The sequence below is a fragment of the Kineobactrum sediminis genome, from assembly GCF_002868715.1.
Classification (GTDB): Bacteria; Pseudomonadota; Gammaproteobacteria; order Pseudomonadales; family Halieaceae; genus Kineobactrum; species Kineobactrum sediminis.
This window is the reverse complement of the sequence record NZ_PKLZ01000002.1, coordinates 312,140-336,707: the sequence shown is the minus strand read 5'-3', so window position 1 is coordinate 336,707 and position 24,568 is coordinate 312,140. Positions and strand designations below refer to the sequence as shown.

The 24,568-nt window shown below is 58.5% G+C and carries 22 protein-coding genes; 16 read left to right on the top strand and 6 right to left on the bottom strand.

Going from position 1 to position 24,568, the window contains the following annotated elements:
* Positions 1-10: 10 nt before the first annotated feature.
* From CWI75_RS05095 to CWI75_RS05070, 6 genes are all read left to right on the top strand, one after another.
* Positions 11-1,033: an ABC transporter permease gene (locus CWI75_RS05095; RefSeq protein WP_101520402.1), complete on the top strand. Its 1,023-nt coding sequence runs from the start codon at positions 11-13 to the stop codon at positions 1,031-1,033.
* A gap of 2 nt (positions 1,034-1,035) precedes the next feature.
* Positions 1,036-2,103: an ABC transporter permease gene (locus tag CWI75_RS05090; RefSeq protein ID WP_101520401.1), complete on the top strand. Its 1,068-nt coding sequence runs from the start codon at positions 1,036-1,038 to the stop codon at positions 2,101-2,103.
* A 27-nt stretch (positions 2,104-2,130) separates the two neighbouring features.
* A complete protein-coding gene (locus tag CWI75_RS05085) occupies positions 2,131-4,086 on the top strand; it encodes an extracellular solute-binding protein (protein ID WP_101520400.1) in 1,956 nt (651 codons plus the stop codon).
* Between the two features lie 7 nt (positions 4,087-4,093).
* Positions 4,094-5,065 (top strand): ABC transporter ATP-binding protein, encoded by a 972-nt coding sequence (locus tag CWI75_RS05080; RefSeq protein ID WP_101520399.1) that lies wholly within the window; start codon positions 4,094-4,096, stop codon positions 5,063-5,065.
* Entirely contained in the window at positions 5,062-6,039 is a 978-nt protein-coding gene (locus CWI75_RS05075; protein WP_101520398.1) for an ABC transporter ATP-binding protein, read from the top strand. The genes CWI75_RS05080 and CWI75_RS05075 overlap by 4 nt, the downstream gene beginning before the upstream one ends.
* Positions 6,040-6,176: 137 nt before the next feature.
* Positions 6,177-7,178, top strand: a complete 1,002-nt coding sequence (locus tag CWI75_RS05070) for a DUF4382 domain-containing protein (protein WP_101520397.1) — start codon at positions 6,177-6,179, stop codon at positions 7,176-7,178.
* Here CWI75_RS05070 and CWI75_RS05065 read toward each other — a convergent pair.
* Positions 7,175-7,990 (bottom strand): enoyl-CoA hydratase, encoded by an 816-nt coding sequence (locus CWI75_RS05065; RefSeq protein ID WP_101520396.1) that lies wholly within the window; start codon positions 7,988-7,990, stop codon positions 7,175-7,177. The two genes, CWI75_RS05070 and CWI75_RS05065, sit on opposite strands and share 4 nt — an antisense overlap.
* A gap of 312 nt (positions 7,991-8,302) precedes the next feature.
* Positions 8,303-9,967 carry a WS/DGAT/MGAT family O-acyltransferase gene (locus CWI75_RS05060; RefSeq protein ID WP_101520395.1) on the bottom strand — a complete coding sequence of 555 codons (1,665 nt, stop codon included), beginning with the start codon at positions 9,965-9,967 and terminating at the stop codon, positions 8,303-8,305.
* Positions 9,968-10,184: 217 nt separating this feature from the next.
* Between CWI75_RS05060 and CWI75_RS05055 the strand changes: the two genes are divergently transcribed.
* The 3 genes from CWI75_RS05055 to CWI75_RS05045 all read left to right on the top strand — a co-directional run bounded on the left by CWI75_RS05055 (position 10,185) and on the right by CWI75_RS05045 (position 13,550).
* On the top strand, positions 10,185-11,015 hold the full coding sequence (locus CWI75_RS05055) for an ion transporter (RefSeq protein ID WP_101520394.1): 831 nt from the start codon (positions 10,185-10,187) through the stop codon (positions 11,013-11,015).
* Between the two features lie 179 nt (positions 11,016-11,194).
* The gene (locus CWI75_RS05050) at positions 11,195-12,682 is read left to right on the top strand and encodes a SulP family inorganic anion transporter (RefSeq protein WP_101520393.1); all 1,488 of its coding nucleotides are present in this window, start codon (positions 11,195-11,197) and stop codon (positions 12,680-12,682) included.
* A gap of 13 nt (positions 12,683-12,695) precedes the next feature.
* Positions 12,696-13,550 carry a universal stress protein gene (locus tag CWI75_RS05045; RefSeq protein ID WP_241521083.1) on the top strand — a complete coding sequence of 285 codons (855 nt, stop codon included), beginning with the start codon at positions 12,696-12,698 and terminating at the stop codon, positions 13,548-13,550.
* On the opposite strand, the gene CWI75_RS05040 is transcribed toward CWI75_RS05045, so the two are convergent.
* Positions 13,547-14,368 (bottom strand): sulfite exporter TauE/SafE family protein, encoded by an 822-nt coding sequence (locus CWI75_RS05040; RefSeq protein WP_101520392.1) that lies wholly within the window; start codon positions 14,366-14,368, stop codon positions 13,547-13,549. The two genes, CWI75_RS05045 and CWI75_RS05040, sit on opposite strands and share 4 nt — an antisense overlap.
* 164 nt (positions 14,369-14,532) lie before the next feature.
* On the opposite strand from CWI75_RS05040, the gene CWI75_RS05035 reads away from it, so the two are divergent.
* The 5 genes from CWI75_RS05035 to CWI75_RS05015 all read left to right on the top strand — a co-directional run bounded on the left by CWI75_RS05035 (position 14,533) and on the right by CWI75_RS05015 (position 17,177).
* Positions 14,533-15,144, top strand: a complete 612-nt coding sequence (locus CWI75_RS05035) for a fumarylacetoacetate hydrolase family protein (protein WP_101520391.1) — start codon at positions 14,533-14,535, stop codon at positions 15,142-15,144.
* Between the two features lie 80 nt (positions 15,145-15,224).
* Positions 15,225-15,776, top strand: coding sequence for an HNH endonuclease (locus tag CWI75_RS05030; RefSeq protein ID WP_101520390.1), 552 nt, complete (start codon positions 15,225-15,227; stop codon positions 15,774-15,776).
* A gap of 23 nt (positions 15,777-15,799) precedes the next feature.
* On the top strand, positions 15,800-16,405 hold the full coding sequence (locus CWI75_RS05025; protein ID WP_101520389.1) for a shikimate kinase: 606 nt from the start codon (positions 15,800-15,802) through the stop codon (positions 16,403-16,405).
* Between the two features lie 263 nt (positions 16,406-16,668).
* Positions 16,669-16,890, top strand: a complete 222-nt coding sequence (locus CWI75_RS05020) for a PA3496 family putative envelope integrity protein (RefSeq protein ID WP_101520388.1) — start codon at positions 16,669-16,671, stop codon at positions 16,888-16,890.
* A gap of 80 nt (positions 16,891-16,970) precedes the next feature.
* Positions 16,971-17,177 carry a type II citrate synthase gene (locus CWI75_RS05015; RefSeq protein ID WP_101520387.1) on the top strand — a complete coding sequence of 69 codons (207 nt, stop codon included), beginning with the start codon at positions 16,971-16,973 and terminating at the stop codon, positions 17,175-17,177.
* A gap of 40 nt (positions 17,178-17,217) precedes the next feature.
* Here the strand turns inward: CWI75_RS05015 and CWI75_RS05010 are convergent, their stop codons facing one another.
* Both CWI75_RS05010 and CWI75_RS05005 read right to left on the bottom strand, forming a co-directional pair.
* Positions 17,218-18,060, bottom strand: coding sequence for a hypothetical protein (locus tag CWI75_RS05010; protein ID WP_101520386.1), 843 nt, complete (start codon positions 18,058-18,060; stop codon positions 17,218-17,220).
* A 15-nt stretch (positions 18,061-18,075) separates the two neighbouring features.
* Complete coding sequence (locus CWI75_RS05005; RefSeq protein ID WP_101520385.1) at positions 18,076-19,425, bottom strand: glutamine synthetase family protein; 1,350 nt, start codon at positions 19,423-19,425, stop codon at positions 18,076-18,078.
* 115 nt (positions 19,426-19,540) lie between these two features.
* Here CWI75_RS05005 and CWI75_RS05000 point away from each other — a divergent pair, with 115 nt between their 5' ends.
* Positions 19,541-20,824 carry an NAD(P)/FAD-dependent oxidoreductase gene (locus CWI75_RS05000; RefSeq protein WP_101520467.1) on the top strand — a complete coding sequence of 428 codons (1,284 nt, stop codon included), beginning with the start codon at positions 19,541-19,543 and terminating at the stop codon, positions 20,822-20,824.
* Positions 20,825-20,830: 6 nt separating this feature from the next.
* The gene (epmB, locus tag CWI75_RS04995) at positions 20,831-21,847 is read left to right on the top strand and encodes an EF-P beta-lysylation protein EpmB (RefSeq protein ID WP_420913249.1); all 1,017 of its coding nucleotides are present in this window, start codon (positions 20,831-20,833) and stop codon (positions 21,845-21,847) included.
* On the opposite strand, the gene CWI75_RS04990 is transcribed toward epmB, so the two are convergent.
* Positions 21,844-24,465: an EAL domain-containing protein gene (locus tag CWI75_RS04990; RefSeq protein ID WP_101520383.1), complete on the bottom strand. Its 2,622-nt coding sequence runs from the start codon at positions 24,463-24,465 to the stop codon at positions 21,844-21,846. The genes epmB and CWI75_RS04990 overlap by 4 nt on opposite strands.
* Positions 24,466-24,568: the final 103 nt, after the last annotated feature.

Sequence of the window (24,568 nt, the reverse complement as noted above, 5' to 3'; positions counted from 1 at the left end):
CAGCAGTTTAATGCGCGACTACTTCATCAGACGATTGTTGTTGATCCCACCCACTCTCCTTGGTGTGACCATTATCGTGTTCGCCATCACCCGACTGGTGCCCGGAGGGCCACTTGAACGTGCCATTATGGAATCGCAGCAAATGGCCATGGGGGGCAGCGGCAGTTCGCAGGTGGCAGGCCAGGGCATGGCCATTTCGGAAGCCCAGCTGGACAAGCTCCGCGAATATTATGGCTTCGACAAGCCCCTTTTGCAGAGCTATTTCAGCTGGCTGGGCAAGGTGCTCAGTGGAGACCTGGGATCCTCCTACCGCTATAACGAGCCCGTCTGGAGTGTGATCAAGGAGCGCTTTCCCATATCGCTCTATTACGGGTTGGTAACACTGGTACTCACCTATGCCGTCTGTATCCCCCTGGGGATACTCAAGGCCGTACGTCATCGTACCCCTGTCGACAATATAACCTCAATCTTCATTTTTGTGGGCTACGCCATCCCCGGCTATGCCCTGGGTTCTCTGCTGATCCTGTTTTTTTCGGTACGCCTGGAATGGTTTCCGATGGGCGGCTTTGTCAGCTACAACTTCCATGAATTGAGCCTGATCGAACAGGCACAGGACCTGCTGCATCACTCGGTGCTGCCTCTCATCTGCTATTTGGTGGGGAGCTTCGCCCTGGTCACTCTATTGCTCAAGAATCACCTGATGGACAACCTGGCTGCGGACTATATTCGCACCGCAATCGCCAAGGGCGTGTCGTTCCGGCATTCGGTTACCCGGCACGCACTGCGCAACTCCCTGATTCCCATTGCCACCACCTTCGGGCAGAACATCACCCTGTTGGTATCGGGCTCGTTCCTGATCGAAACCATCTTCGATATCGACGGCTTCGGGCTGCTCGGGCTTAACGCCATACTGGACCGGGATTACCCGGTGGTGATGGGCGTGGTGCTTCTGGCCAGCCTGTTGCTACTGGTCGGCAACATCATCTCGGATATTCTGGTCGCCCTGGTTGATCCCCGGATACGGTTCCAGTAACGGTGCTGCAGCTGAATCCACAGACCGCCAAAAAGCTGCAGCGTTTCCGCCGCATCCGCCGCGGTTACTACAGCTTCCTGATACTGGCGGGGCTACTGGTAACGCTGGCGTTTGGCGAACTTCTGGTCAACAGTCGCGCACTGGTGGTGAGCTACGAGGGCAACCTGTACTTTCCTACCTATACGGATTTTCACCCCGGCACTGATTTTGGCCTGGATTACGCCTACGAGACCAATTACCGACAGCTAAAGAAACAGTTTGCGGCGGAAGGCAATGACAACTGGGTACTGCTACCCCCGGTGCCCTACAACCCCTATGAAAATCATGCCCCGGGCGGGACTTTCCGACCCCTACCGCCCACGGCGGAAACACAACATTATCTGGGTACTGACACCACCAGCCGGGATATCCTGGCGCGCCTGTTTTACGGCACCCGGATAGCGCTGGTATTTGCCTTCGCGTTTACCGCCTCGGTGTATGTGATCGGCATCACTATCGGCTGCGCCATGGGATACTTTGGCGGTGTTTTTGACCTCGTCTTCCAGCGGTTGATAGAAATCTGGTCAAACGTGCCATTCCTGTACATGGTGATCATTATCTTTTCGGTGATTCCATCCAACATCGCGGTGATCACCCGCATCAGTATCCTGTTGCTGGTGATGGTACTGTTTTCGTGGACGGGAATGACATATTACATGCGTACCGAGACCTACAAGGAGAAGTCGCGCGACTATATCGCCTCGGCACGGATCATTGGCGCCTCCAACGCACGCATCATATTCCGTCACATCATGCCCAATGTATTGTCGACTTTGATCACGTTCATGCCCTTTACCATTGTCGCTGCGATTTCAGCCGTTACCGCGCTGGATTTCCTCGGCTTCGGCCTGCCGGCGCCGACCCCAAGCCTGGGCGAACTATTGAAACAGGGGACAGCGAACCTGCGCACCGCGCCCTGGATTGTTATCGCCGCCTTTGGCACGCTGGTGATATTGTTAACCCTCGTGACCTTTATTGGCGAGGCAATCCGGGAATCGTTCGACCCCAAAACCCATGCCGTATATCGTTAGGCTGAACCACGAGAGGTGACTACTGTGATGTCCAGAATACTGCCCAACCTGTGTTTTATCGGCCTGACGTTGCTGCTCTCGGGCTGCGGCAAACCAGATGATAACGCGGCGGTAACAACCGGGGCCGAGGCAGATGTCAGCGCCGAGGTTGAGGCCTTCTACGCCGCCAACCCGGAGTTTTTTGGCTTCAAGACACTCGCCGATGTACCCGTGGACCTGAACTGGGAAGCGGGCGAGGGGTTGCCGGAAATCGGCTCGCCAGAAGCCAGGAAAGGCGGTACGCAGTATGGGGCCCTGCAGGACTTCCCCCGTACCCTGCGCACGGTGGGCCCGGATTCCAATGGTGGTTTTCGCACTTTTTTGCTGGATGAAGTGGGCATGTCCCTGACCCACCTGCACCCCGGAACCCGCGAACTCTATCCCGGGCTGGCCGAGGCCTGGGCCCTGGATCCCGAAAACCGTACCGTTTATATCAAGCTTGACCCGCAAGCTACCTTTTCCGACGGCGCAGCCATTACCGCCGACGACTACCTGTTCATGTTCTGGTTTTACCGCTCGCCCTACATCATGGCGCCCTGGTATAACAATTTCTACAGCACCACCTATAGCAACATCACCCGTTATGATGATCATCTCATTTCCATCACCACGGCAGAGTTGAAGCCGGATTTCGCCGAAAAAGCAACGAATCTGCGACCGGTGCCACAGCATCATTACAAGGCCATGGGTGAAAACTTTACCGAGCGCTACCAGTGGCAGTTCGAGCCAACTCCGGGAGCCTATATAGTGCGCGAGGACGATATTCGCAAGGGGCGCTCCATCGCCCTGACCCGCAATGACAACTGGTGGGCCAAAGACAAGAAACACTGGCGCTACCGATTCAACCCCGATCGCATCCAGCTGAACATCATTCGCGACAGCGCCAAGATGTTCGAGGCTTTCAAGCGCGGTGACATCGACCAGTTCGGGCTCAACCTGGCCGAGTACTGGTATGAAAAGCTGCCGGACTCGGACCCGGATGTGCAGGCAGGCTATATCCACAAGAGCGTGTTTTTCAATCAGCGCCCGCGGCCAAACTTTGGTCTCTGGGTTAATACCGCGCAGCCCCTGCTGGATAACCCGGACATCCGCAAGGGTGTTGCCCATGCCACCCACTGGGATCTGGTGATCGAAAAATTCTTCCGCGGCGACAACGACCGCCTGAATACCGCCAGCGACGGCTTTGGCGATTTTTCCCATCCCACCCTGCGCGCCCGCGCCTTCGATATCGATAAAGCCCAACAGTATTTTGCAGCGGCCGGCTTTAACCAGCGTGGCGCGGATGGCATCCTGGCCAATGCCGATGGCCAGAGACTCGCTTTTACCCTTTCCACCGGCTATGAAAGCCTGCGCGACGTCCTCACCATCCTCCGCCAGGAGGCGGCCAAGGCGGGGCTGGATTTACGCCTGGAAATCCTGGATGGCACGGTTGGCTGGAAAAAAGTACAGGAAAAGCAGCATGACATTCACTTCAGTGCCTTTGGTGTCCCACTGGAAATGTACCCGCGGTTCTGGGAGCACTATCACTCCGTCAATGCCTACGATGATGCTTTCCTTGAGGACGGCAGCATCAATCCCGAGCGCCAGCTGAAAACCCAGACCAATAACATTGAAGCCCTTGCCCTGTTTGAGATGGATGAGCTGATTGAACGCTATCGCCGGTCAAATGATCGCGCGGAGATGGTCGCCCTGTCCCACCGGATGATTGAGCTGCACCATGACCACGCCTCCTTTATCCCGGGCTTCTACCAGGGTTATTTCCGGGTTGGTCACTGGCGGTGGATACGCTATCCCGAAGGCTTCTCCTACAAACATGCCGGCAGCGCCGGGGAGCTTTACGTGCACTGGATAGACACGGATTTAAAGGAAGAGACCCTTGCGGCCAGGCGGTCCGGACAAACATTCGACCCCGCCATTACCGTGCACAACCAGTGGGCGGAGTGAACGGCTGATGGCTCTGCTGGAGGTTGCGCAGCTGGCCACCGAGTTTGCTACCGACGAGGGGGTGGTACGTGCGGTGGATGATGTCAGCTTCGACGTTGAGGCCGGCGCCACTGTCGGTATCGTGGGCGAGTCGGGCTGCGGTAAAAGCGTAACGGCATTGTCGATCATGCGCCTGTTACCACAGCCCGCCGGCCGCATAGCCGGGGGCAGCATCCGTTTTCAGGATCATGATCTAACCACGTTGTCACTACCCGAGATGGGGCAAATCCGCGGCCGAAAAATCGGTATGGTCTTCCAGGAACCCATGACGGCCCTTAATCCCGTACACACCATCGGCCGCCAGCTTACCGAGGGTATGTTGCTGCACAAGGCGTGTGGTCCCCGGGACGTTTTGCGGGCAGCGGCCAACCTGCTCGACCGGGTCGGCATACCCTCGCCGGACATACGCCTGGGTGAATACCCGCACCAGCTGTCCGGTGGCATGCGCCAGCGCGTGGTCATCGCCATGGCGCTGTCCTGCCGCCCCGACCTGCTGATTGCCGACGAACCGACGACCGCACTGGATGTCACTATTCAGGCCCAGATCCTGGAGTTGATCAAGGACCTGCAGGCGGAAATGGGCATGGCAGTGGTGATGATCACCCATGACCTGGGGGTGATCGCCGAAACCTGTGACCAGGTGGTGGTCATGTATGCCGGCAAGGTGGCCGAATGCGGCTCCGTCTTTGACATTTTTGACCGTCCGGCACATCCCTATACCCGCGGCCTGCTGGATTCCATCCCCAGACTGGACACCATCCCCAAGTCCAGGCTGGGCGTGATCGAAGGCATGGTCCCGGGGCTACTCGACCTGCCGGCCGGTTGCCGGTTCGAGAACCGCTGCCCTTTTGTGGTGCCGGCCTGTGGTGAGCAAGCGCCCAGCCTGGCGCAAATTGAGGGGCAGCACAGCGTAGCCTGTAGCCGCTGGCAGCAACTATGACCACTCCGCTGCTGGAGGTTCGCGGCCTCGAAATGCATTTTCCGGTGAAGGAAGGCCTGCTGCTGAGGTCGCGCATCTTCAACCGCGCGGTGGACGGGGTTTCCCTCCAGATCAAACCGGGCGAGACACTTGGCCTGGTCGGCGAATCCGGATGCGGGAAATCCACCCTGGGCCGCTGTATCGCGCGCCTCTACCAGCCCACTGCCGGCAGTATTGTCTTCAATGGCAGGGATATCACCCGGCTGAAGCCGCGCGAACTGCGACCGCTGCGGCAGGATATCCAGATGGTGTTCCAGGATCCGATGGAGTCGCTCAATGCCCGGCACACGGTGGGCGACATTCTGGAAGAGCCCTTCATTGTGCAGCGTCTGCACAGCCCGGCAGAGCGCAGGCAGAGGGTCGCAGAGCTTTTGAATATAGTCGGGCTGCCCGCACGCTCGGCGAGTCGCTATCCGTTCGAGTTCTCCGGCGGCCAGCGACAACGAATCGGCATTGCCCGGGCCATCGCCCTCAACCCGAAACTGATTATCTGCGATGAACCGGTATCGGCTCTGGATGTCTCCATCCAGAGCCAGATCCTCAACCTGCTGATTGAACTGCAGCAGGAATTCGGTCTTTCCTACCTGTTTATTGCCCACGACCTGGCGGTCGTGAAGCATGTATCGGATCGGGTGGCGGTCATGTACCTGGGCAAAATTATCGAAACCGCTGACAGCGACACCATTTACCGTGCTGCCCGCCATCCCTACACCAAAAGCCTGATCGAGGCGATTCCGGTACCGGATCCCCACCGCAAGATATCGCGACAAGTGCTGTCGGGGGATGTGCCCTCGCCCATCAACCCACCCCATGGCTGCGCCTTTCACCCGCGGTGCCCGGAAGCGCAGGACCAGTGCCGGCAAAAGGCGCCCACCTTGCAGGCATTGAGCGAGGGACACTGGGGATCCTGCCACCTTATTTACCCGCCGGTCTGAATTACCGCCACTCTGGAGGCCGGCCGGGTTTCTCGACTTTTAGCGACTTTTTCCTGTTTCCGGTGACGATGCTACTTTAGGCTTGCAGTATTAGAATATTGCCGAATGTTACCAACTGGATTCAAGGGAAAAGTAGTATGAACAAGTCTCTCCTGCGCGCTGCAACACTTACCCTCTGCCCATTCGCCCTGGTCGCCTGCAGTGGCGGCGGCGGTGGTGGCGAAGAGGCATCAACCACAGGTACTTTCAACCTCGATATCACTGACGCCGCGGTCGACAGTGCCAGCAAGGTGCTGGTGGAGTTCACCGGGGTATCAGTAAAACCTGCCGACGGCAGCGCGCTCGACTTCCCGCTCAGCGGAGAAAGCCAGAGTTGCCAGGATCTGTTCGACGGTAAAGTCCCTGCTTCCACTGACGATGAAGCCACCGTCCGTTGCATTGATCTCTTGACCCTTCAGGGTGACGCCAGTGCGGAACTGCTGTCCGGGGTCACCCTGGAGGCCGGTGAATACGACTGGATTCGCCTGGCGGTTAACGCCGGGCGCGGCGAAATGGATTCTTTGATAGAACTGGATGATGGCCAGACAGAGTCGCTGTTTGTGCCCAGTGGCAGCCAGTCGGGCCTGAAGCTGAACCAGGGCTTCACCATCCTGGCGGGTGGTGCGCATAGCTTCATGATCGATTTCGACCTGCGTAAATCCGTGGTGGACCCACAGGGCTTTCCCGACTACATCCTGAAGCCGTCCCTGCGCCTGGTCGATCTCAGTGAGAGCGGCAACATCACCGGCAGCGTCGATGCCAACCTGATTGCCGCGGACAATTGTACGGGCGACAGCAACACCGGTGCCGGTCGTGCCGTGTATGTCTATACCGGAACAGACGCGGTGATCGGTGAGGAAGGCTCAATCAATGCACCGCTGACCAGCGCCAGTGTTCGCTTCAACGATGACTCCGGCGCCTGGGAGTATGAAGTGGGGTTTCTCGCGCCCGGCGACTATACGGTAGCCTATACTTGCCAGGCAGCTGACGATTCACCCGAGTCGGCCGAGGACGGCATTGAGTTCGTGACCACCCCCGACAGCCCCACCGAAGTCGTGGCCGATCAGGACAGCGTCGTCAACTTTAACTTTACCGATTAGTCCTGCGACTCGGGCCACACGGGAGTGCGCTTGCCAAAAAAGGCCGCCACTCCCTCGTGGGCCTCTTCCGTAGTCATGGTCTCGATCATCGGTTCACAGGTGAAGGCGTAGGCCTGCTCCAGCGGCATGTCGATTTGCTGGTAAAACGCCTGTTTGCCGCGCCGGATACCCTCCGCCGACTTGCCGGCAATGCCGGCGGCCAGCTGCGCGGTGACCGAATGCAGGGTATCCGCAGGCACTGTGCGATTTACCAGGCCCATGCGCATCGCCTCATCGGCACTGAACATATCGCCGGTAAGGGCCATTTCCATGGCGTGCTTGCGGTGTACTGTGCGCCCAACCGCCACCAGCGGCGTGGTACAGAACGCGCCAATATTCACCCCCGGCAGGCAGAACCGGGCCTCCGTGCTGGCCACCGCCAGGTCGCAGGCCGCCACCAACTGGCATCCGGCCGCGGTGGCTATACCCGGCACACACGCAATAACGGCCTTGGGACAGGCATTGATTGACAGCATCATTGCCGAACAGGCCTTGAGAATATCCCCCATTCGCTGTTTCGCCGCAATGTCGGTCTCATCCGGTTGTGCCTTCATTTCATGCAGGTCGTGGCCTGCAGAGAAAACCGATCCGGAGCCGGCCAGCACGATACAGCGCACAGCGGGATCGGCTGTGGCAGCATCAAGCCCCTGTTGCAGGGCTGCGATCATGTGGCTGGACAGGGCGTTACGCTGCCCGGGCCGGCTCAGGGTAAGCCAGCGGACCGCGCCAATATCGTCTTCCACCAACCAGGGTGATTCACTGCCTGCTGCCATGTATCGTTCCTCCTGGAGTTGTCGCATGATTTTGGCGAGTGCCATAGGTCACTGCGGATGTCATAATAATGAAACGCTATCAGTACCGCGTCCAGAGTGACACCTACGTTTTTGAACCGAGATACCATTATGCCCGAGAAGACCGGACCACAAGATGCCCATCCAGATTATCCGCGCCTGCCCTGTCGCGGCTGTACTGCCGATTGCAGTGATTATCCTGTTTGCGAGGGCAAACCCTGGCGTATGACCAAACGCGACATCGCCACCCCATCTCATCAGGGAACGCCTGCCAACGACTGAACGGAGCCAGCGCTACTGCGATGTCGTTCGCTTTGGGCGGACCGCGGAAGATCGGGTTCCCGTTTTAGAACGAGCCGGCTTCGGCACAGGCTTGGCCTTTGGGGTAGTACCGGCCTGTGGGGCGCCGGACTCTTTCCCTCCGGATTTCGCGCGGGATTTTGTCTTGGCCTGTGTCTTGGCCCTTGCCTTGGTCGTGGCCCTTGTGCCGGTCTTTGTCTTGATCTTTGTTTTCGTCTTCGTTTTAACCCTGGTCTTCGGCTGCAGCTGTATCCCCACCGCCTGCTGCAATGCCTTGTAGGCATCGTACAGGCACTGCTCATAAAAACCCGGATCGGGCATCATTTGCCGGCAGGCCTGGAAGGCTATTGCGATCTGGCCATTGTAACTGGTCACTGCATGGAACAACCCCAGGTTGTCCGCGCAGGGCCCCAGGCCATAACTGCGCACGACTTTCGCACCGCCCATATACAGTGGCACCTGGGGGCCAGGTACATTGGTCACGATGGTATTAAAGATCGGTTTCATCCCGGCCATCAGGCCGGAGCCCAGGGCCGCGCGTACAGCGAGCGCTGCCAGCTCCGCCGGCAGACTCTGGGTCATATCGGTCATCAGCCGGGCGCCGACGGCCTGGTGATAGGCCTTGGAACCTACCGCTTCGTCATGCACCGCCTGCAGCCTCGCAAGGGGATCGGTAATATCGGTGCGCAGGGCGATGCTCATCATCGACACCTGGTTACCCGCGGAACCGGTATCGGTCTGCGGGCGCACATTCACCGGCGCACCGGCGACCAGACTGCGCTCGGGCAGCTCCTGCTTGTCCAGGAGATATAATCTGAGCGCGCCACCAACGATACTCAGAATGACATCGTTGACGGTTGCACCGGTTGCCGCTTCTTTCATCTGGCGCACCAGCGCCAGGTCAAAGTCCGCCGCGCCAAATACCCGGTGCGGCGATATCGCCGCATTGAAGCGGGTTCGCTCTTTTTCACCCAGGGTGCGGAATTTTTTCGCCTTGACCCCCGCATGGACCCGACGCCAGGCGGGAATACCCTGGGTTACCAGCCTGGCCAGTTGCAACGGTGCACGCAGATTGGCCTTGTAGGCGCGCCACAGCATCTCCAGGTTACCCGGGCCGCGGTCCATGGGTGGCGGTGCTTCCTCTCTTGGCGGAGGCGGTACCGGAGTGAGATCGTGGATCGCTGAAATAATCTCGACACCGGAGGCGCCGTCGATGGCCGCATGGTGGATTTTGAGGAACATGGCGAAACAGCCCTTGGGCAGGCCAGCCACATTGTCCAGGCCCTCTATCACATAGGCTTCCCACAGCGGCCGCGCCCGGTCCAGCGGCCTGGCGTGAAGCCGTGCGACCAGAATACAAAGCTGGCGCCAGTCGCCGGGTTTCGGCAATGCGATATGGCGAACGTGAAATTCCAGGTCAAAGTTCTCGTCTTCAACCCAATACGGCTGGTCGAGGTTCAGCGGCACCATCGCCAGCTTGCGCTTGAATACCGGGGAGCGATGCAGGCGGTTGGCAAAGGTCTGCAGGATATCCTTGAATCGCACCACATCAGTACCGGTGGTGGACGGATCATAAATCGTCAATGGCGCAATGTGCATCGGTGAATTGTTCACTTCCGCATAGAGAAATGTGGCATCCAGCCCGCTCAATTGGTGCATGTCTACCTACCCCCAAGTCCAGATCTGATCGACACCCGCAGTGCCCCAACCCGCAGTATAGCGTACAGAATGATGGTGACTACCCACAGCGGCAGCACTGTCACAGCGGTAAAAAAACAAGCTGGCATCAAATACTGCTACAGGGAGCCCTGTTCAACAGGGCTCCCTGTGACTAATATTCACTGCCTTTGTTCTCCGGGCAGGAGCCCCGACTTACATGAATGCCACATTTCGCTCTTCCACCGGCTTTGGAATATTACGCCGGATAGAATCGAGCCGGATTTTCCAGGGCGCCGTGATCGCCATCATACTGTTGTCGGCGCTGGCAATCGGCGCAAAAACCTATGAGTTATCCCCCTGGGTCGAGCAAACCCTGGGGATTCTGGACACCGGTATTACCGTATTCTTCCTGGTGGAAATCCTGTTTCGTTTTACGGCCTGCGAATATAAAAAACGCTTTTTCCTCGATGGCTGGAACCTGTTCGATACCATCGTGGTAGTCGGCAGCCTGATTCCCCTGGACAGTGCCGAAGCCGTATTACTGGGCCGCCTGCTGCGCGTATTCCGGGTGTTGCGCCTGGTATCGGTGCTGCCGGAACTGCGCTTCCTGATCAACTCGCTGCTCAAGGCCATTCCGCGGATGGGCTATATCGCCCTGCTGATGTTCATCATTTTCTACATTTACGGAGCTATCGGCTCAATGCTCTTTGCCCCGGTCGACGAGGAGCTGTGGGGCGATGTCGCCATCTCCATGCTGACCCTGTTTCGGGTGGCCACATTCGAGGACTGGACCGATGTCATGTACGCCACCATGGAACTCTACCCGCTGAGCTGGGCCTACTATCTTTCGTTCATTTTCCTGACTGCGTTCATCTTCCTCAACATGATGGTCGGCACCATTCTCGAGGTGATGAGTGCCGAGAACAATGCGCGGCAGGCAAAGGCTGCGCACGATGAGCGCGACCGCATTGCCCACCAGCTGGACCAGGTACAACAACAGCTGCAGCTATTGTCCACGCAGATTACTGAAGGGCGGAACCTTCGGTAGCACCCCGATTCCGGTGTTTTTCGCATCGGGCTGGCGGCTCCCATCGTATTCGTGGATAATACTGCGCCTGTCTGCAGTCGACGGTACCCGCACTACCCGGCCCAATGTGGCGCTCACTCTGCTTTTTCCGGCCTTTCCAGCTCGACGCTCCCAAGACTCCGCTATTGGTGAACCAAACGATGATAAACACACTGAAACAGGACTGGCTGGGAAATATCCGCGGCGACCTGCTGGCCGGGCTGGTGGTCGCCCTGGCATTGATTCCCGAGGCTATCGCCTTTTCGATTATTGCGGGGGTTGACCCAAAAGTCGGCCTCTATGCCTCTTTTTGTATTGCGGTGGTGATCGCCTTCACCGGCGGCCGGCCCGGCATGATCTCCGCCGCTACCGGTGCCATGGCATTGTTGATGATCACCCTGGTCAGGGAGCATGGGCTGGAATACCTCCTGGCCGCCACTCTGCTCACGGGGGTGCTGCAGATAGCCGCCGGCTATCTGCGCCTGGGCGGCCTGATGCGATTCGTTTCACGTTCGGTGGTCACCGGTTTCGTCAATGCGCTGGCCATCCTGATTTTTATGGCCCAGATACCGGAACTCACCGGCGTCACCTGGCATGTCTACGCCATGACGGCCGCGGGGCTGGGCATTATCTACCTGTTTCCCTTGCTGCCGATGATAGGCAAGCTGATACCCTCGCCACTGGTCTGTATCCTGGCGCTGACCGCGGTCGCGATTGTACTGCAAATCGATATTCGTACCGTGGGTGATATGGGCGACCTGCCGGACACGCTCCCGGTCTTTTTATGGCCCGACGTGCCCCTTGATTTCACTACCCTGCAAATCATCTTCCCCTATGCAGTGGCCCTCGCGGTGGTCGGCCTGCTTGAGTCGATGATGACCGCGACGATCGTCGATGATCTCACCGATACGACCAGCGACAAGAACCGGGAGTGCAAGGGCCAGGGCATCGCCAATATCGGTGCCGGCCTGCTCGGCGGCATGGCCGGCTGCGCCATGATCGGGCAGTCCGTAATCAATATAAAATCCGGCGGCCGCGGGCGCCTGTCGTGCTTTGCCGCGGGTGCATTCCTGCTGGTCATGGTGGTCTTCCTGGGGGACTGGCTCAAGCAGATACCCATGGCCGCCCTCGTGGCGGTAATGATCATGGTCGCAATCGGTACCTTTTCCTGGGACTCCCTGCGTAATCTCAAACATCATCCCCTGTCATCCAGTATCGTCATGTTGTCCACCGTGGTCGTCGTGGTGGGCACCCACAACCTGGCCCTGGGCGTAATGGTTGGGGTGTTGCTGGCGGCACTGTTCTTTGCCAACAAGATCAGCCGCTTCATGCTGGTCAAGTCCGCAGACGAGGGTGACGGCCATCGCGTGTACACGGTGGTCGGCCAGGTATTCTTCGCCACCGCCGAAGGATTTGTTGGTGCATTTGACTTCAAAGAGGCCCTGGAGCGTGTCACTATCGATGTATCCGGTGCGCATTTCTGGGATATCACGGCAGTGTCGGCCCTGGATAAAGTGGTTATCAAGTTTCGCCGCGAGGGCGCGGAGGTGGAGCTAATCGGTATGAACGAAGCCAGCAGCACCATCGTCGATCGCTTTGGGGTGCACGACAAGCCCGACGAAATAGAAAAACTCATGGCCGGGCACTAGTCCGGGGAGAACAATGATGAATAATGTCGTCGCCTGTATTGATGGTTCCGCCAGTTCCCGTTGCGTCACCGCCGCCAGCGCCTGGGCCAGCAAGCGCCTGGCAACACAGCTGATGTTACTGCATGTACTGGAGCGACCAGTGGCGCCGGCGGTCCATGACCTGTCCGGCGCTATTGGCCTGGGCAGCAGGGAACTGCTGCTGGAAGAACTCACGGTCCTCGACGAGCGCCGGGAGAAACTGGCGTTTGAGCATGGCAAGCATCTGCTTGAGGACGCGGAGGCCCTGGCCCTGGCCGAGGGAGCAACAACCATCACCCGCCGACAGCGGCACGGCGACCTGGTGGAGACCCTGCGCGAACTGGAAGAAGACACCCGACTGCTGGTAATGGGGCGACTGGGCGAAAGCCATCCCGCCGAAGCCGAGGCCATCGGTTCCCATCTTGAAAGCGTGGTGCGCAGCGTACACCGGCCAATCCTGGTGGTGATGCGGGAGTTTATCGAGCCAAAACGTTTCATGATTGCCTATGATGGCAGTGCCACCGCCAGCAAGGCGCTTAACCTTGTAGCCAACAGCCCCCTGTTGACCGGGCTGCCCTGCCATCTGGTAACGGTGGGACCGGTATCCGCCGAGCAGACCCGCCAGATAGGGCAGGCCCGGGATTCACTGACCGCGGCCGGATTTGAGGTGACTACGGCAACCGTGGAGGGCGAGGTGCAGGCAGCGCTGGGTGCTTATCACCGTGAACAGGGTATTGACCTCATGGTCATGGGTGCCTGGGGCCATTCGCGTATCCGCCAGTTCTTTGTTGGCAGCAATACCACCCGCATGCTCAGCCACAGCGATATCACCCTGTTGTTGTTGCGCTAAAGCGCCCGGTACAACATCCGCAGCGCAACAATCAACAGGAACAGGCCGAACGCCAGGTTGAGCTGGCGCGCGTTCAGGTGATGGGCAAGCCGCGCCCCCCAGGGTGCAGCCAGCATGGTCATCGGGGCAATAAACGCAAGTCCGGCCAGATTCACAAAACCCACACTACCAGGCGGTAACCGCGGGTCGCCCCAGCCCGCCAGGCCAAAGGCTATGGCGCCCGGCAGGCTGATCAACAGGCCAAAGAATGCGGAAGTACCCACGGCGCGGTGAATGGGCTGGCCCAGCAAGGTCAGCACCGGGACACTGAAGGTACCACCGCCAATTCCCATCATGCTTGACAGTCCACCAATACCCAGCGGTACCAGTCGTGCCAGAACGCCCATCGGCATCGCCCGGGCAGGGCCGGGGGCGCGACCACCAAACAGCAGCATCCGCAGCGCCATCAGCACGGCAACGGTCCCGAAAATCAGTGCCAGTACACTGCTGTGCAGGCGCGACGCCAGCACAGCGCCAAGAATCGCGCCGAACAGGATATACAGACCCCACGCGCGGGCCGCCACAAAATCCACCGCACCCCGGGAATGGTGGGCCCGGGCGGACATCACCGAGGTCAGTATGATGGTGGCCAGGGACGTGGCAACCGCAATGTGCATACGAATGGCCGGGTCTACGCCAAGACCACCCAGCGCGGCCTCCAGCACCGGGACGATAACAATTCCCCCGCCAACACCGAGCAGACCGGCGAGAAGCCCGGCCAGCACCCCTGTTGCCAGCATGGCGCCCGCCAACGGTATCAGCTCGGTCCATTCATTCATTGTTTAATCCGTTAACTGCAGCCGGTCGCAACCGTAAGAGCCGCCACGTTAAGCAAAATCAGCGGTCTGTACAACTGCAATAGGCCGCCGCCAACGCTATACCGTTATTGCCGGCATTCGCTACAATACCTCTGGCCCTACCATTGATCCCGGGAATACAGCTTATGCAGACTGTGTCATTTGCCCAGCATACGGTCACACCTTCCAAGATCGTCTGTATCGGTCGCAACTATGTTGCCCATATTGAAGAACTGGGGAATGAAGTGCCCGAGCAAATGGTGGTATTCCTGAAACCCAACTCGGCCCTGGGCTCCACGCTGTATGCCGAGCGCGATGAGGCGCTCCACTACGAGGGAGAGATTGCTTTCATCGTGAAGGAAGGCAAGCTTGCGGGCGTAGGTTTCGGCCTTGACCTGACCAAACGCGCGCTGCAGTCGCGATTGAAGAGCAAGGGACTGCCGTGGGAACGCGCCAAGGGCTTTGACGGCGCTGCGCTGTGCAGCAATTTCGTACCGCTCACGGTACCCATTGACGGCCTGACAATGGAGCTACGAATTGACGGGGAGTTACGCCAGCAGGGCGGCGTGGAACTGATGATGTACAAACCGGCGGCCATTGTCGAGGAGCTCGCGTCCTTCATGACCCTGGAAGATGGTGACATCATCATGACCGGAACCCCGGCCGGCGTCGGCGAGATCCTTGCCGGACAGCATTTCAACGGCCGCGTTGTCAGCGCCGGCAAGATCCTGGCCGAACACAGCTGGACTGTTATTTGACGAACGACGTCTAACCGGGCGCGATTGCGCCTGTTATCATTTTGCAGTAGCGTCTGGAGATGCCCACGAGGTAGCGATCCATGCAAAATATCCTGAAACTGGACGTAGCAGGCCAGCCGCGTGGCTGGATAAGCGCCCAGGAAGCTATTTCCGCCTATGCCAGGGGCGACGTTGTCTACGGTGTTGGCAGGCCCTTGCCGCCTTTCCTCGGCGGTATCCAGCGCCTCACCGGCAAACGCTCACGCATAGATCTGCAGCCCATCATCGCCCTGGAAGGCCGGGTAAGGTCGCGTTTCAGCCTGCCCCTGTGCAATGCCACCCTGTTTCGCCGGGATGATCATCGCTGTCTGTATTGCGGCCACCAGTACGGGCGTCGGGAGCTTACCCGCGATCACGTCCTGCCCACTTCCCGCGGCGGCAGTGACCGCTGGGAGAATGTGGTGGCGGCCTGTCGCCGCTGCAACTGGCAGAAAGACAACCGGACTCCGGAAGAAGCCGGTATGCCGCTGCTGGCGGTGCCGTTCCGGCCCAATACCTGGGAGTGGCACTTTCTTGCCAGGGAGCGGGTGCTCGCCGACCAGATGGATTACCTGTCACAGCAATTTCGTGCACAGCGGGCCTGGGCCCACTGACCATTAAGCCAAGGAGACCCATCGTGGCGGATTTACCCCCGCGCTATAACACCATCAGCCTCATAGGTATGCCCGGTGCAGGCAAGAGCACCGTGGGCGTATTGCTGGCGAAGCTCGCCGGACTGGCCTTTAACGACACCGACCTCGCAATTCAGGTGGCGGCCGGCGCCACTTTGCAGGAAATCATAGATAGCCGCGGCCATCTGGCACTGCGCGCAATTGAGCAGGATATCCTGCTATCGGTCCCGCTTGAAAACAGTGTAATCGCCACGGGAGGCAGCGTAGTCTATAGCGACGCCGTCATGCAGCGGCTGCGCGGGGCAGGACCGGTAATCTATCTCAAGGTAGACCTCGACACCCTGAGCCGTCGCGTAGCGGCTGCTCCGCCAAGAGGCATCGCCAGTGGCGCCGGAATGGGTTACGCCGACGTTTTTCACGAACGCACCCCGCTTTACGAGCGCTTTGCCGATATTATCGTTGAATCGAGCCATCGTGACCCCCAACAGGTCGCACTGGACATTTACACGCAGCTGCAACGCCCTATCGGCCGCAAGACGTGTCCGGACATGTCCGCGGCAGACACTGGACATTACCGGGACCCGGCTCCCGCTGACAAAGCCGGGCCCTGATCACTGGCACAGCTTTTGCTTTCTCCTGTACGGGTGGCCCGTTTGCACATGATCGCGCCAGGGATGGCGAACTACAAGGATGTAGCGAGGACGCACGGAGCCCAGGGAAGGGGCGCGGGCCACCAATTACCAAAGTATTCTTGCGCAGGTTTGGTGACGGTAAAAAATATTTGGTATAAATTTCTAAAAAATGTGTTTACTCGCTGTAATTCCTGAGTGATATTGCGCCGAAATCAAGGCTGTAAATCATCAGGAGGTGATTTATGACTCAACGTACGCAAGAAACCTCGGCCAACGACTCCCTGGACGACATGTTTGAACCGGTTCTGGCAGATGGCCTGGACGATGACCTTGATGGGTTGCTGCCCCCATCAAGCGATAAACAGCGCCTGGCGGAAAAAAGACGGCGTACGGAACAACGCCTGGAACAGCGCCGGCTGCGCGAAGAGTTGGGCTGTTATGATCTGGAGCTGGGGGATTTCTAGCCCTGCCGGGGGCTCCGCCCCTTCTACTGCGACGGCTGTCGCGCTAGCATGGCCCCTTAATCCCCAGGAAGCTTTGATAAATGCCAGAATTAAAACGTGAAGTAAGGCCGGTCGAGGTCAGTTATGTCTGTGATGCCTGCGGTAAGGGCATGATGGCGCCGTGTGGCGATATGGATCCCAAAACGGGGAATATCGATCACCGTTGCATGATTTGCAATCACCAACAGGTCTTTCAGTGGCGCCCCTATCCGCGCATAGAACACATCGGTCTGGAAGAAACGCTCTGACAAATAGCCGGCCTGGCCACTTTCACCAGGCCGGCGTTACTCATGCGGTCGTCCCCTCCCGCGCCGCCTCATACTGCCATTCAAATACATTCAGCTCGATAAAGATAAAGGCAAACAGCCAGAGTGCCGCATCCCAGAAATCGAGCAGGTCGCCCGCCACCCCCCAGTAGGCCGCCGCAAGAAACAACAGGGCATACAGCACCAGTTTCAGGTATTTGTTGATCCTCAGGACCTGCCCGGTAAGCTGGTCCCGCAACTGCAGGCGCACTTCCACCTCCAGCACTATCACCACCAGGATCCAGATACCGGCATTGATGACATCTGTCCAGGCCAGCCACTGTGCTGTGCGCAGGCTGTCGGCGCTGGTCAGCACCCTGACGCCCTCCAGCTGATAGACCTCCGAACCCAGGGCGGCACAGTTACTGGCATCGAGCACGGCAAAATCATCAAGGTTCAGCATTATCGACCACTGTCCGCCGGTCAGGGTACAGGGATCCGGGCCGGTGAAAGGAACCACTTGATAGAGCGAAACAAGCTCCGCACCATAGCCGATGAACGCGTAGCAAATGACGACATAGCACAGGCCACGAATGCCATGCAGGGCCCAGCGCACCGGGCCGTGAATCCGGCTGTCGTCAAGTACCGAGGTTTCGAGTTCGAACAGCAATAACAGGATAACCCAGGCACCGGTATCAATGGTGGCAGAAAACACCTGTACCAATTGTCCGGCAGTCACCTCCCCACGCATGTGCGCCAGCGTGAGCAGCTCTTCCTGCAAAAACAGGTAAACATTGATACCCAACAGCAGGTAGGTGAGGTATTTAATGGCGGTGAACAGATGATAGCGCCTGTAACTGCCAAAAACGGTACTACTGCCCACCATAGGAATCAGTCCTCTTTATACTTGCAACAGCAGATGCTCCCGCTCCCAGGAACTGATAACACGGTTGAATTCTTCAAATTCATCAAGTTTTACAGCGGCGTAGGCCCGCAGGAACAGGTCGCCGATCATATCCTGCAACTCGGGTGTGTTATGCAGGTTACGCAGACCCTCTTCCAGGGTCCGCGCCACCTCAACATCTTCCTCGTTGGCGGTGCCCTGGTGGGGCTCCGTGGGTATGAGGCCCTGCTTCATACCCAGGTAACCACTGGCCAGGGTAGCGGCAAACGCCAGGTAGGGGTTGGCATCGGCCCCGGGAAAGCGATTTTCGATACGGGTGGCGGCCGGTGGCCCCCAAGGCACACGGAACGCCGTGGTACGGTTATCAATGCCCCAGTTCAGGTTGATGGGCGCGGCGATTTCCGGCGCCAGTCGACGATAGGAGTTTACATTGGGTGCATACAGGCTGATCAGCTCAGGGGTGTAGCGTTGCAGACCGGCGATATAGGACAAAAATCGCGGGGTATGCTTGCCGTCCTTGTCGGCAAAAATATTTTCCCCGGTCTTTACGTCCAGCAGGCTCTGGTGAATGTGCATGGCACTGCCGGGCTCGCGCTTCATCGGCTTGGCCATGAAAGTGGCGTACATACCATGTTTAAGCGCCGTCTCACGCACCGTGCGCTTGAACACAAAGACCTGGTCGGCCAGGCTCAGCGCATCGCCGTGGAGGAAGTTGATTTCCATCTGCGCGGCGCCATTTTCGTGAATCAACGTGTCTACCTGCAGATTCTGCTTGTCGGCGTAGCCGTACATATCCTCAACGAAATCCTCGAACTCCGCGACCGCATCGATGCTGTACGACAGCCGTGCCGACTCGCGTCGGCCGGAACGTCCCTTGGGAGGCATCAACTCGTAGTCAGGGTCTGCATTCTTGGCTACCAGGTAAAATTCCACTTCCGGCGCCACCACCGGTTGCAGGCCCTCGGCGGCATACAGATCGAGAATATTGCGCAATACGTTGCGAGTGGACAGCGGATGTCGTTCGCCGTTCATCTTGAAACAGTCGTGAATGATCTGCGCTGTGGGCTCCCGGGCCCAGGGCACCACGCGCAAGGTAGCGGGGTCCGGCTTCAGCAGCATATCGGCATCGGTGGGCTCGACAAAATCGTAGTGATAGTCCGAGTACTCGCCCGTCACGGTCTGGATCATGATGCTTTCAGGGAGTTTGGGATCACCCTGGAGCAGAAATTGCTGCGCCGGGATAAATTTGCCGCGGGCGTTGCCCGTCATATCGGGCACAAGACATTCGACTTCCGAAATTTTGTGTTTCTTGAGCCAGTCGTGAATGATTTGAGTATCGGTTGACATAAAGTAGCCGTGAGATGGAAAGTACCAGTATCGCAGTACTTCAAATACAGCCGCAAGGGGGGTACCCCTAACGTGTTATGCGGCGCGGCACAAGTCAGGCGCTATAATGACCACCATGCAAAACCAAGCCCACGTAGATTCCTGGTACGCTGCAACCGCGGCGCCGGCACCGGATTTTCCTGCCCTGGAGGGGAACGCCAGCGCGGATGTCTGTATTATCGGCGGTGGCTACACCGGCCTCTCCACCGCGATTCATTTACGTAAGCGCGGCTATAGTGTCATCCTGCTGGAAGCAAACAAGATCGGTTGGGGCGCTTCGGGGCGCAACGGTGGCCACGTGGGCACCGGCCAACGGGTCAGCCAGCAGCAGCTGGAAAAGTCGGTTGGCCATGAGCATGCGAAAGCCCTGTGGCAACTCGGGTTGGAGGCAGTGACCACTGTCTGCGAACTGATCGACCAGCACGGAATCGACTGCGAACTGAAGACCGGCAACCTGCACCTCGCTTCCAAAGCCGGCGATGCCGGCGAGCTGCGCGAGGAAGTCGAACACCTGAACACCGTCTACAACTACGACCAGGTGCGCTATGTCGAACAGGACGAGGTTGCTACCATGACCTCGGGGCGCGGCTTTCATGGCGGTGCCCTGGATAGTGGGGCGTACCACCTGCACCCCCTCAACTACGCCCTTGGCCTGGCTCGCGCCGCAGTCGAACTCGGCGCCACCCTCCACGAGGGGAGCCGGGTAACCAGCTATCGGGAAGGCACCCGGGTTAACGTGAATACGGGCCGCGGAACCATACGCGCCCGCTTTCTGGTACTGGCCTGCAATGGCTACCTGGAAAAACTGGAGTCGCGTACCGCTGGCCGTATCATGCCCATCAATAATTACATGCTGGCCACCGAACCATTGCCTGAAACCCTGGCGCGGCAACTGATCCGGGATGACACCTCGATGTCGGATTCGCTGTTTGTCATCAACTACTGGAAGTTGTCAGCTGACAATCGCCTGTTGTTTGGCGGCGGGGAATCCTACAGCCGACGCTTCCCCGCGGATATCCCGGGTTTTGTGCGCAAATACATGCTGCGGATCTACCCCGAGCTTGCCGAGACGCGCATCGACTATGGCTGGGGTGGCACCCTGGCTATCACCATGAACCGCATGCCGGACTTCGGCCGCCTGTCACCACAGGTCTTTTATGCGCATGGCTACTCGGGCCACGGTGTGCCCACCGCGACCCTGGCTGGAAAACTGCTGGCGGAGGTTATCAGTGGTTCGGCAGAGCGGTTTGACGTGATGGCCACGGTCCCTTCCCATCGCTTTCCCGGCGGGACGCTACTGCGCTGGCCCGGGTTGGTAGCAGGTATGTTATTCTACAGCCTTCGTGATCGTCTCGGATAAAACCACCTGATGCCGGATATTATTGCTCTTGCGCCGGCGCCCCCAGAGGCGGACTGGCGAGCCGCGCTGCGCGACCTGGTGACCTCCGCGGACACCTTGCTCGACTATCTGCAACTGCAGCCCGAACAGGTGGGCTGGAGCCCGCAGGCAGCGAGCGACTTTCCGCTACGGGTGCCACGTGACTTCATGCGAAGGATGGTTATTGGCGACCCGGCCGACCCGCTGTTGCTGCAGGTGCTGGCCGGACGGCAGGAACTGCTGGCAAGCAGCGGGTTCGGGCCAGACCCGATTGGCGAAACCGGCACCGCAAACCCCCAACCCGGCATTATCCACAAGTACCACGGCCGCTTGCTACTGCTGGTCACCGGCAGTTGCGCCATTCATTGCCGCTACTGCTTCAGGCGCCACTTCCCCTACAGTGATAACCAGAACAGCCGCAGCGAGTGGCCGGCGGCACTGCAATACATAGCCGCGGACGACAGCATCAGTGAAGTGATCTTCAGCGGCGGTGACCCCCTGGTCGCGAGTGACCGCCAGCTGGCGGAGCTGGTTGGCCAGCTGGCGGCCATACCGCATGTCACCCGCCTGCGCATCCATACCCGCCTGCCCGTGATCATCCCCCAGAGAGTAACCGACTCACTGCTGGAAGCCCTGACCGACAGCAGGCTCGCCACGGTCATGGTGGTACACAGCAATCATGCCAATGAGATCGATGAGGAGGTTGCCGCAGCATTTGGGCGTATTCGCAAGACAGGCATGGTCCTGCTGAACCAGTCCGTGTTGCTGGCAGGCATTAATGACAATGCGGCTGTGCTGGCAGCCCTGAGTGAACGGTTGTTCCTGGCGGGCGCACTGCCCTACTATTTGCACCTACTGGATAAGGTGGCGGGAGCCGCTCACTTTGATGTGGATGAAAGCCGGGCGAAAGCACTGCATCGGGAGATCAGTACCGTACTGCCGGGCTATTTGCTGCCGAAGCTGGTACGCGAAATAGCCGGGGCACCGGCCAAGGTGCCTGTCTAGGAGACCTCCTGGTCCTGTTTCAGGCTGAGTGAGTCCCGCAACCGCGACTGCCATTCCTCGACGGGCTGCGGGCGGCCGATGTAATAACCCTGGAATTTTTGGCAACCCATCTCTGTGAGACGCTGCATCTGTGCTGAGGTTTCCACACCCTCGGCAATCACCTCCAGACCAAGGCTGCTACCCAGACTCAAGGTCGCGGTAACAATTGCCTCGTCGTTGGGGTCGGTCAGCAGGTCCCGGGTAAAGGACTGGTCAATCTTCAACTGGAACAGGGACAGTCGCTTGAGATAGGACAGCGAGGCATATCCGGTGCCGAAATCATCAAGGGAAAACCGTACGCCCATTGCCTGCAGTTCCTCCATCCGGACCACGATATTGCTGAAATCGTCAATCAGCATGCCCTCTGTGATCTCAAGCTCGATAAGCTCTCCCCGCAAATCAAATTCGCTGATGCACTGCTCAACGTGCTGTACAAACTCGGCATGGCGAAATTGTCGCGGGCTGATATTAACTGCCAGCGAGAGGTTGGCCAGTAGGGGACTGGCCTGCCACTCCTGGAGAATTTTACAGGCCTCCCGCAATACCCAACTACCCAAGGGAATTATCAGACCCGTGCTTTCCGCAACGGGAATAAATTCGTCGGGCGACATAACGCCCAACACCGGGTCATTCCATCGGAGAAGAATCTCGCCGCCCACCACCTCGCATTGTGCATTCACCTGTGGCTGCAGATAAAGCTCCAGGCTATTCATGCCAAGCGCGCGGCGCAGGGCAGCCTCAATATCCATACGCCGGGTCACGTGATCCTGCATCGTCGGGTCAAAAAAGCGAACGGCGCCTGTATCCTGCCGTTTGGCTTCTACCAGGGCCAGGTCAGCATTACGCAGCAGCGAGCTGACCTGCTCCGGGTCTCCATCTGAAAACAGGGTCACGCCAATGCTGACACTGGTGCTTAGCGTATTGCCATCAAGCTCGCAGGGCAGGGATATGGCTTCAAGCAGCTCCTCCGCCCGATAGCGGGCGTGCATTACCGCCGCCTCCCGATCATCGCTCAGGTTTTCAAGAATAATGACAAAATCGTCCGCACCCAGGCGCGCAGCACTATCGCTCTCAGACAGGCAACTGCTGGCGCGCATTGCCACCAGTTTCAATAAATCATCGCCAACCCCATGGCCCAGGGTGTCATTCACCATAGTGAAATCGTTCAGGTCCAGAGCCAGTACAGCGCCCTCGAAACCGGTCCGGGAATAACCGGCTACCGCGTGGTCCAGACGATCCAGCAGCATCTTGCGGTTGGCAAGGCCGGTTAAGCCGTCATAGTATTGCGCGTAGTCGAGCTGCTCGCGAATGCGCTGCTGCTCGGTTATGTCGGTGGAGACGCCGCAGATGCCGTATATATTTCCCTCGGCGTCGCGCAGGGGGATCTTGATGGACATGAACGTTCGCTTGGCACCCAGCCGGGTGGTGTTGACCTCCTCACCGGATACACGCTCGCCCCGTTCCAGCACACGGGCATCGTGTGCACGCATCCGGCGACAGGAGTTTTCATCAAACAGCACTTCGTCCGTCTGCCCCAGAACGTCCTCTTTACTGACACCAAGCAATTCGCACAGCCGTTCATTCAGGTACTGGTAACGAAAGTGTGTATCCTTGGTATACACATAGGCGTCAATGCCGTTGAGTATCGTGTCGAACCGCTGTTCGGAAAGGTTCAGTATTGACGTGGCCCTGGCCGTCCGCCGGTGCTGAAAAATAGCAAAGCCCAGCGCCAGAACCAGTATTCCAAGGGCAACAGGGGCAGCCCAATAAACCCACATTGGCACCGTCGCCTGTTGTGCATGCACTCCCCAGCGGCGCATGATATCGCCATAAGGTGAAGCACTGGTGGCCATCCAGCGATCCAGATAACGGTCTATTGTTGCCAGTATCTGCGGGTCGAGATTCGGGCGACCTGCAAAATACAATCTCGATGGCTGGAACATAATGGGTGTCACAGACAAGCCAAGATCGCTTGCACGCCTGTCCCCGAACAGATAATTGGCGGCAACAACGTCGGCGTGCCCGTTCTCGACAGCGGTAAAACCATCTTCAAAAGACACCGTAGGTAACCAGGCCACGTCCAGACCAAAACCGGCCACCAGGTCGCCCAGGTATTCCTGTTGCACCGACCCATCAAGAACCGCGATACGCAAACGATCGAGGTCGAGCAGACTGCTCACCCGGGCTTTGGAAGAGCTGTAGAGCTGAGACCAGCTGCGCAGCACGGGGGTTTGGTGAAATGAGAAATCCTGCTCACGTGCCTGGGTTTTGGCAACATCCGGCATCAGGTCAATATGCCCCTCTTCCAATAGCGTGAGACAGGTATTCCAGCTGCAGGCGACGGGCTCCAGTGCCCAGTTTTCACGCGTGGCAATCTCGCGCAGGAGCTCGCCAAAAATTCCCGACAGCTGTTTGTTGTCGAGCTGTATCTTGGGAGGGTTGGTGTACACACCTACCCGCAGGGATGTTGCCGGCTCGGCGAACACCGTGGCAATAAATGGCCACGGCAGGGAAATACCGAGAACAAACAGCACCGCTTTCCCACAAGCAGTGTAATTCCGTTCGGCAAAAATACTCATCTTTTGCCCCCGGCCGGACGAAGTACGATCATTTTTTTATCCTTTTCACCTCGGCACAGACGGATCGAAACCGCCATTGGTCGCTATGTACCTGATAATTCAG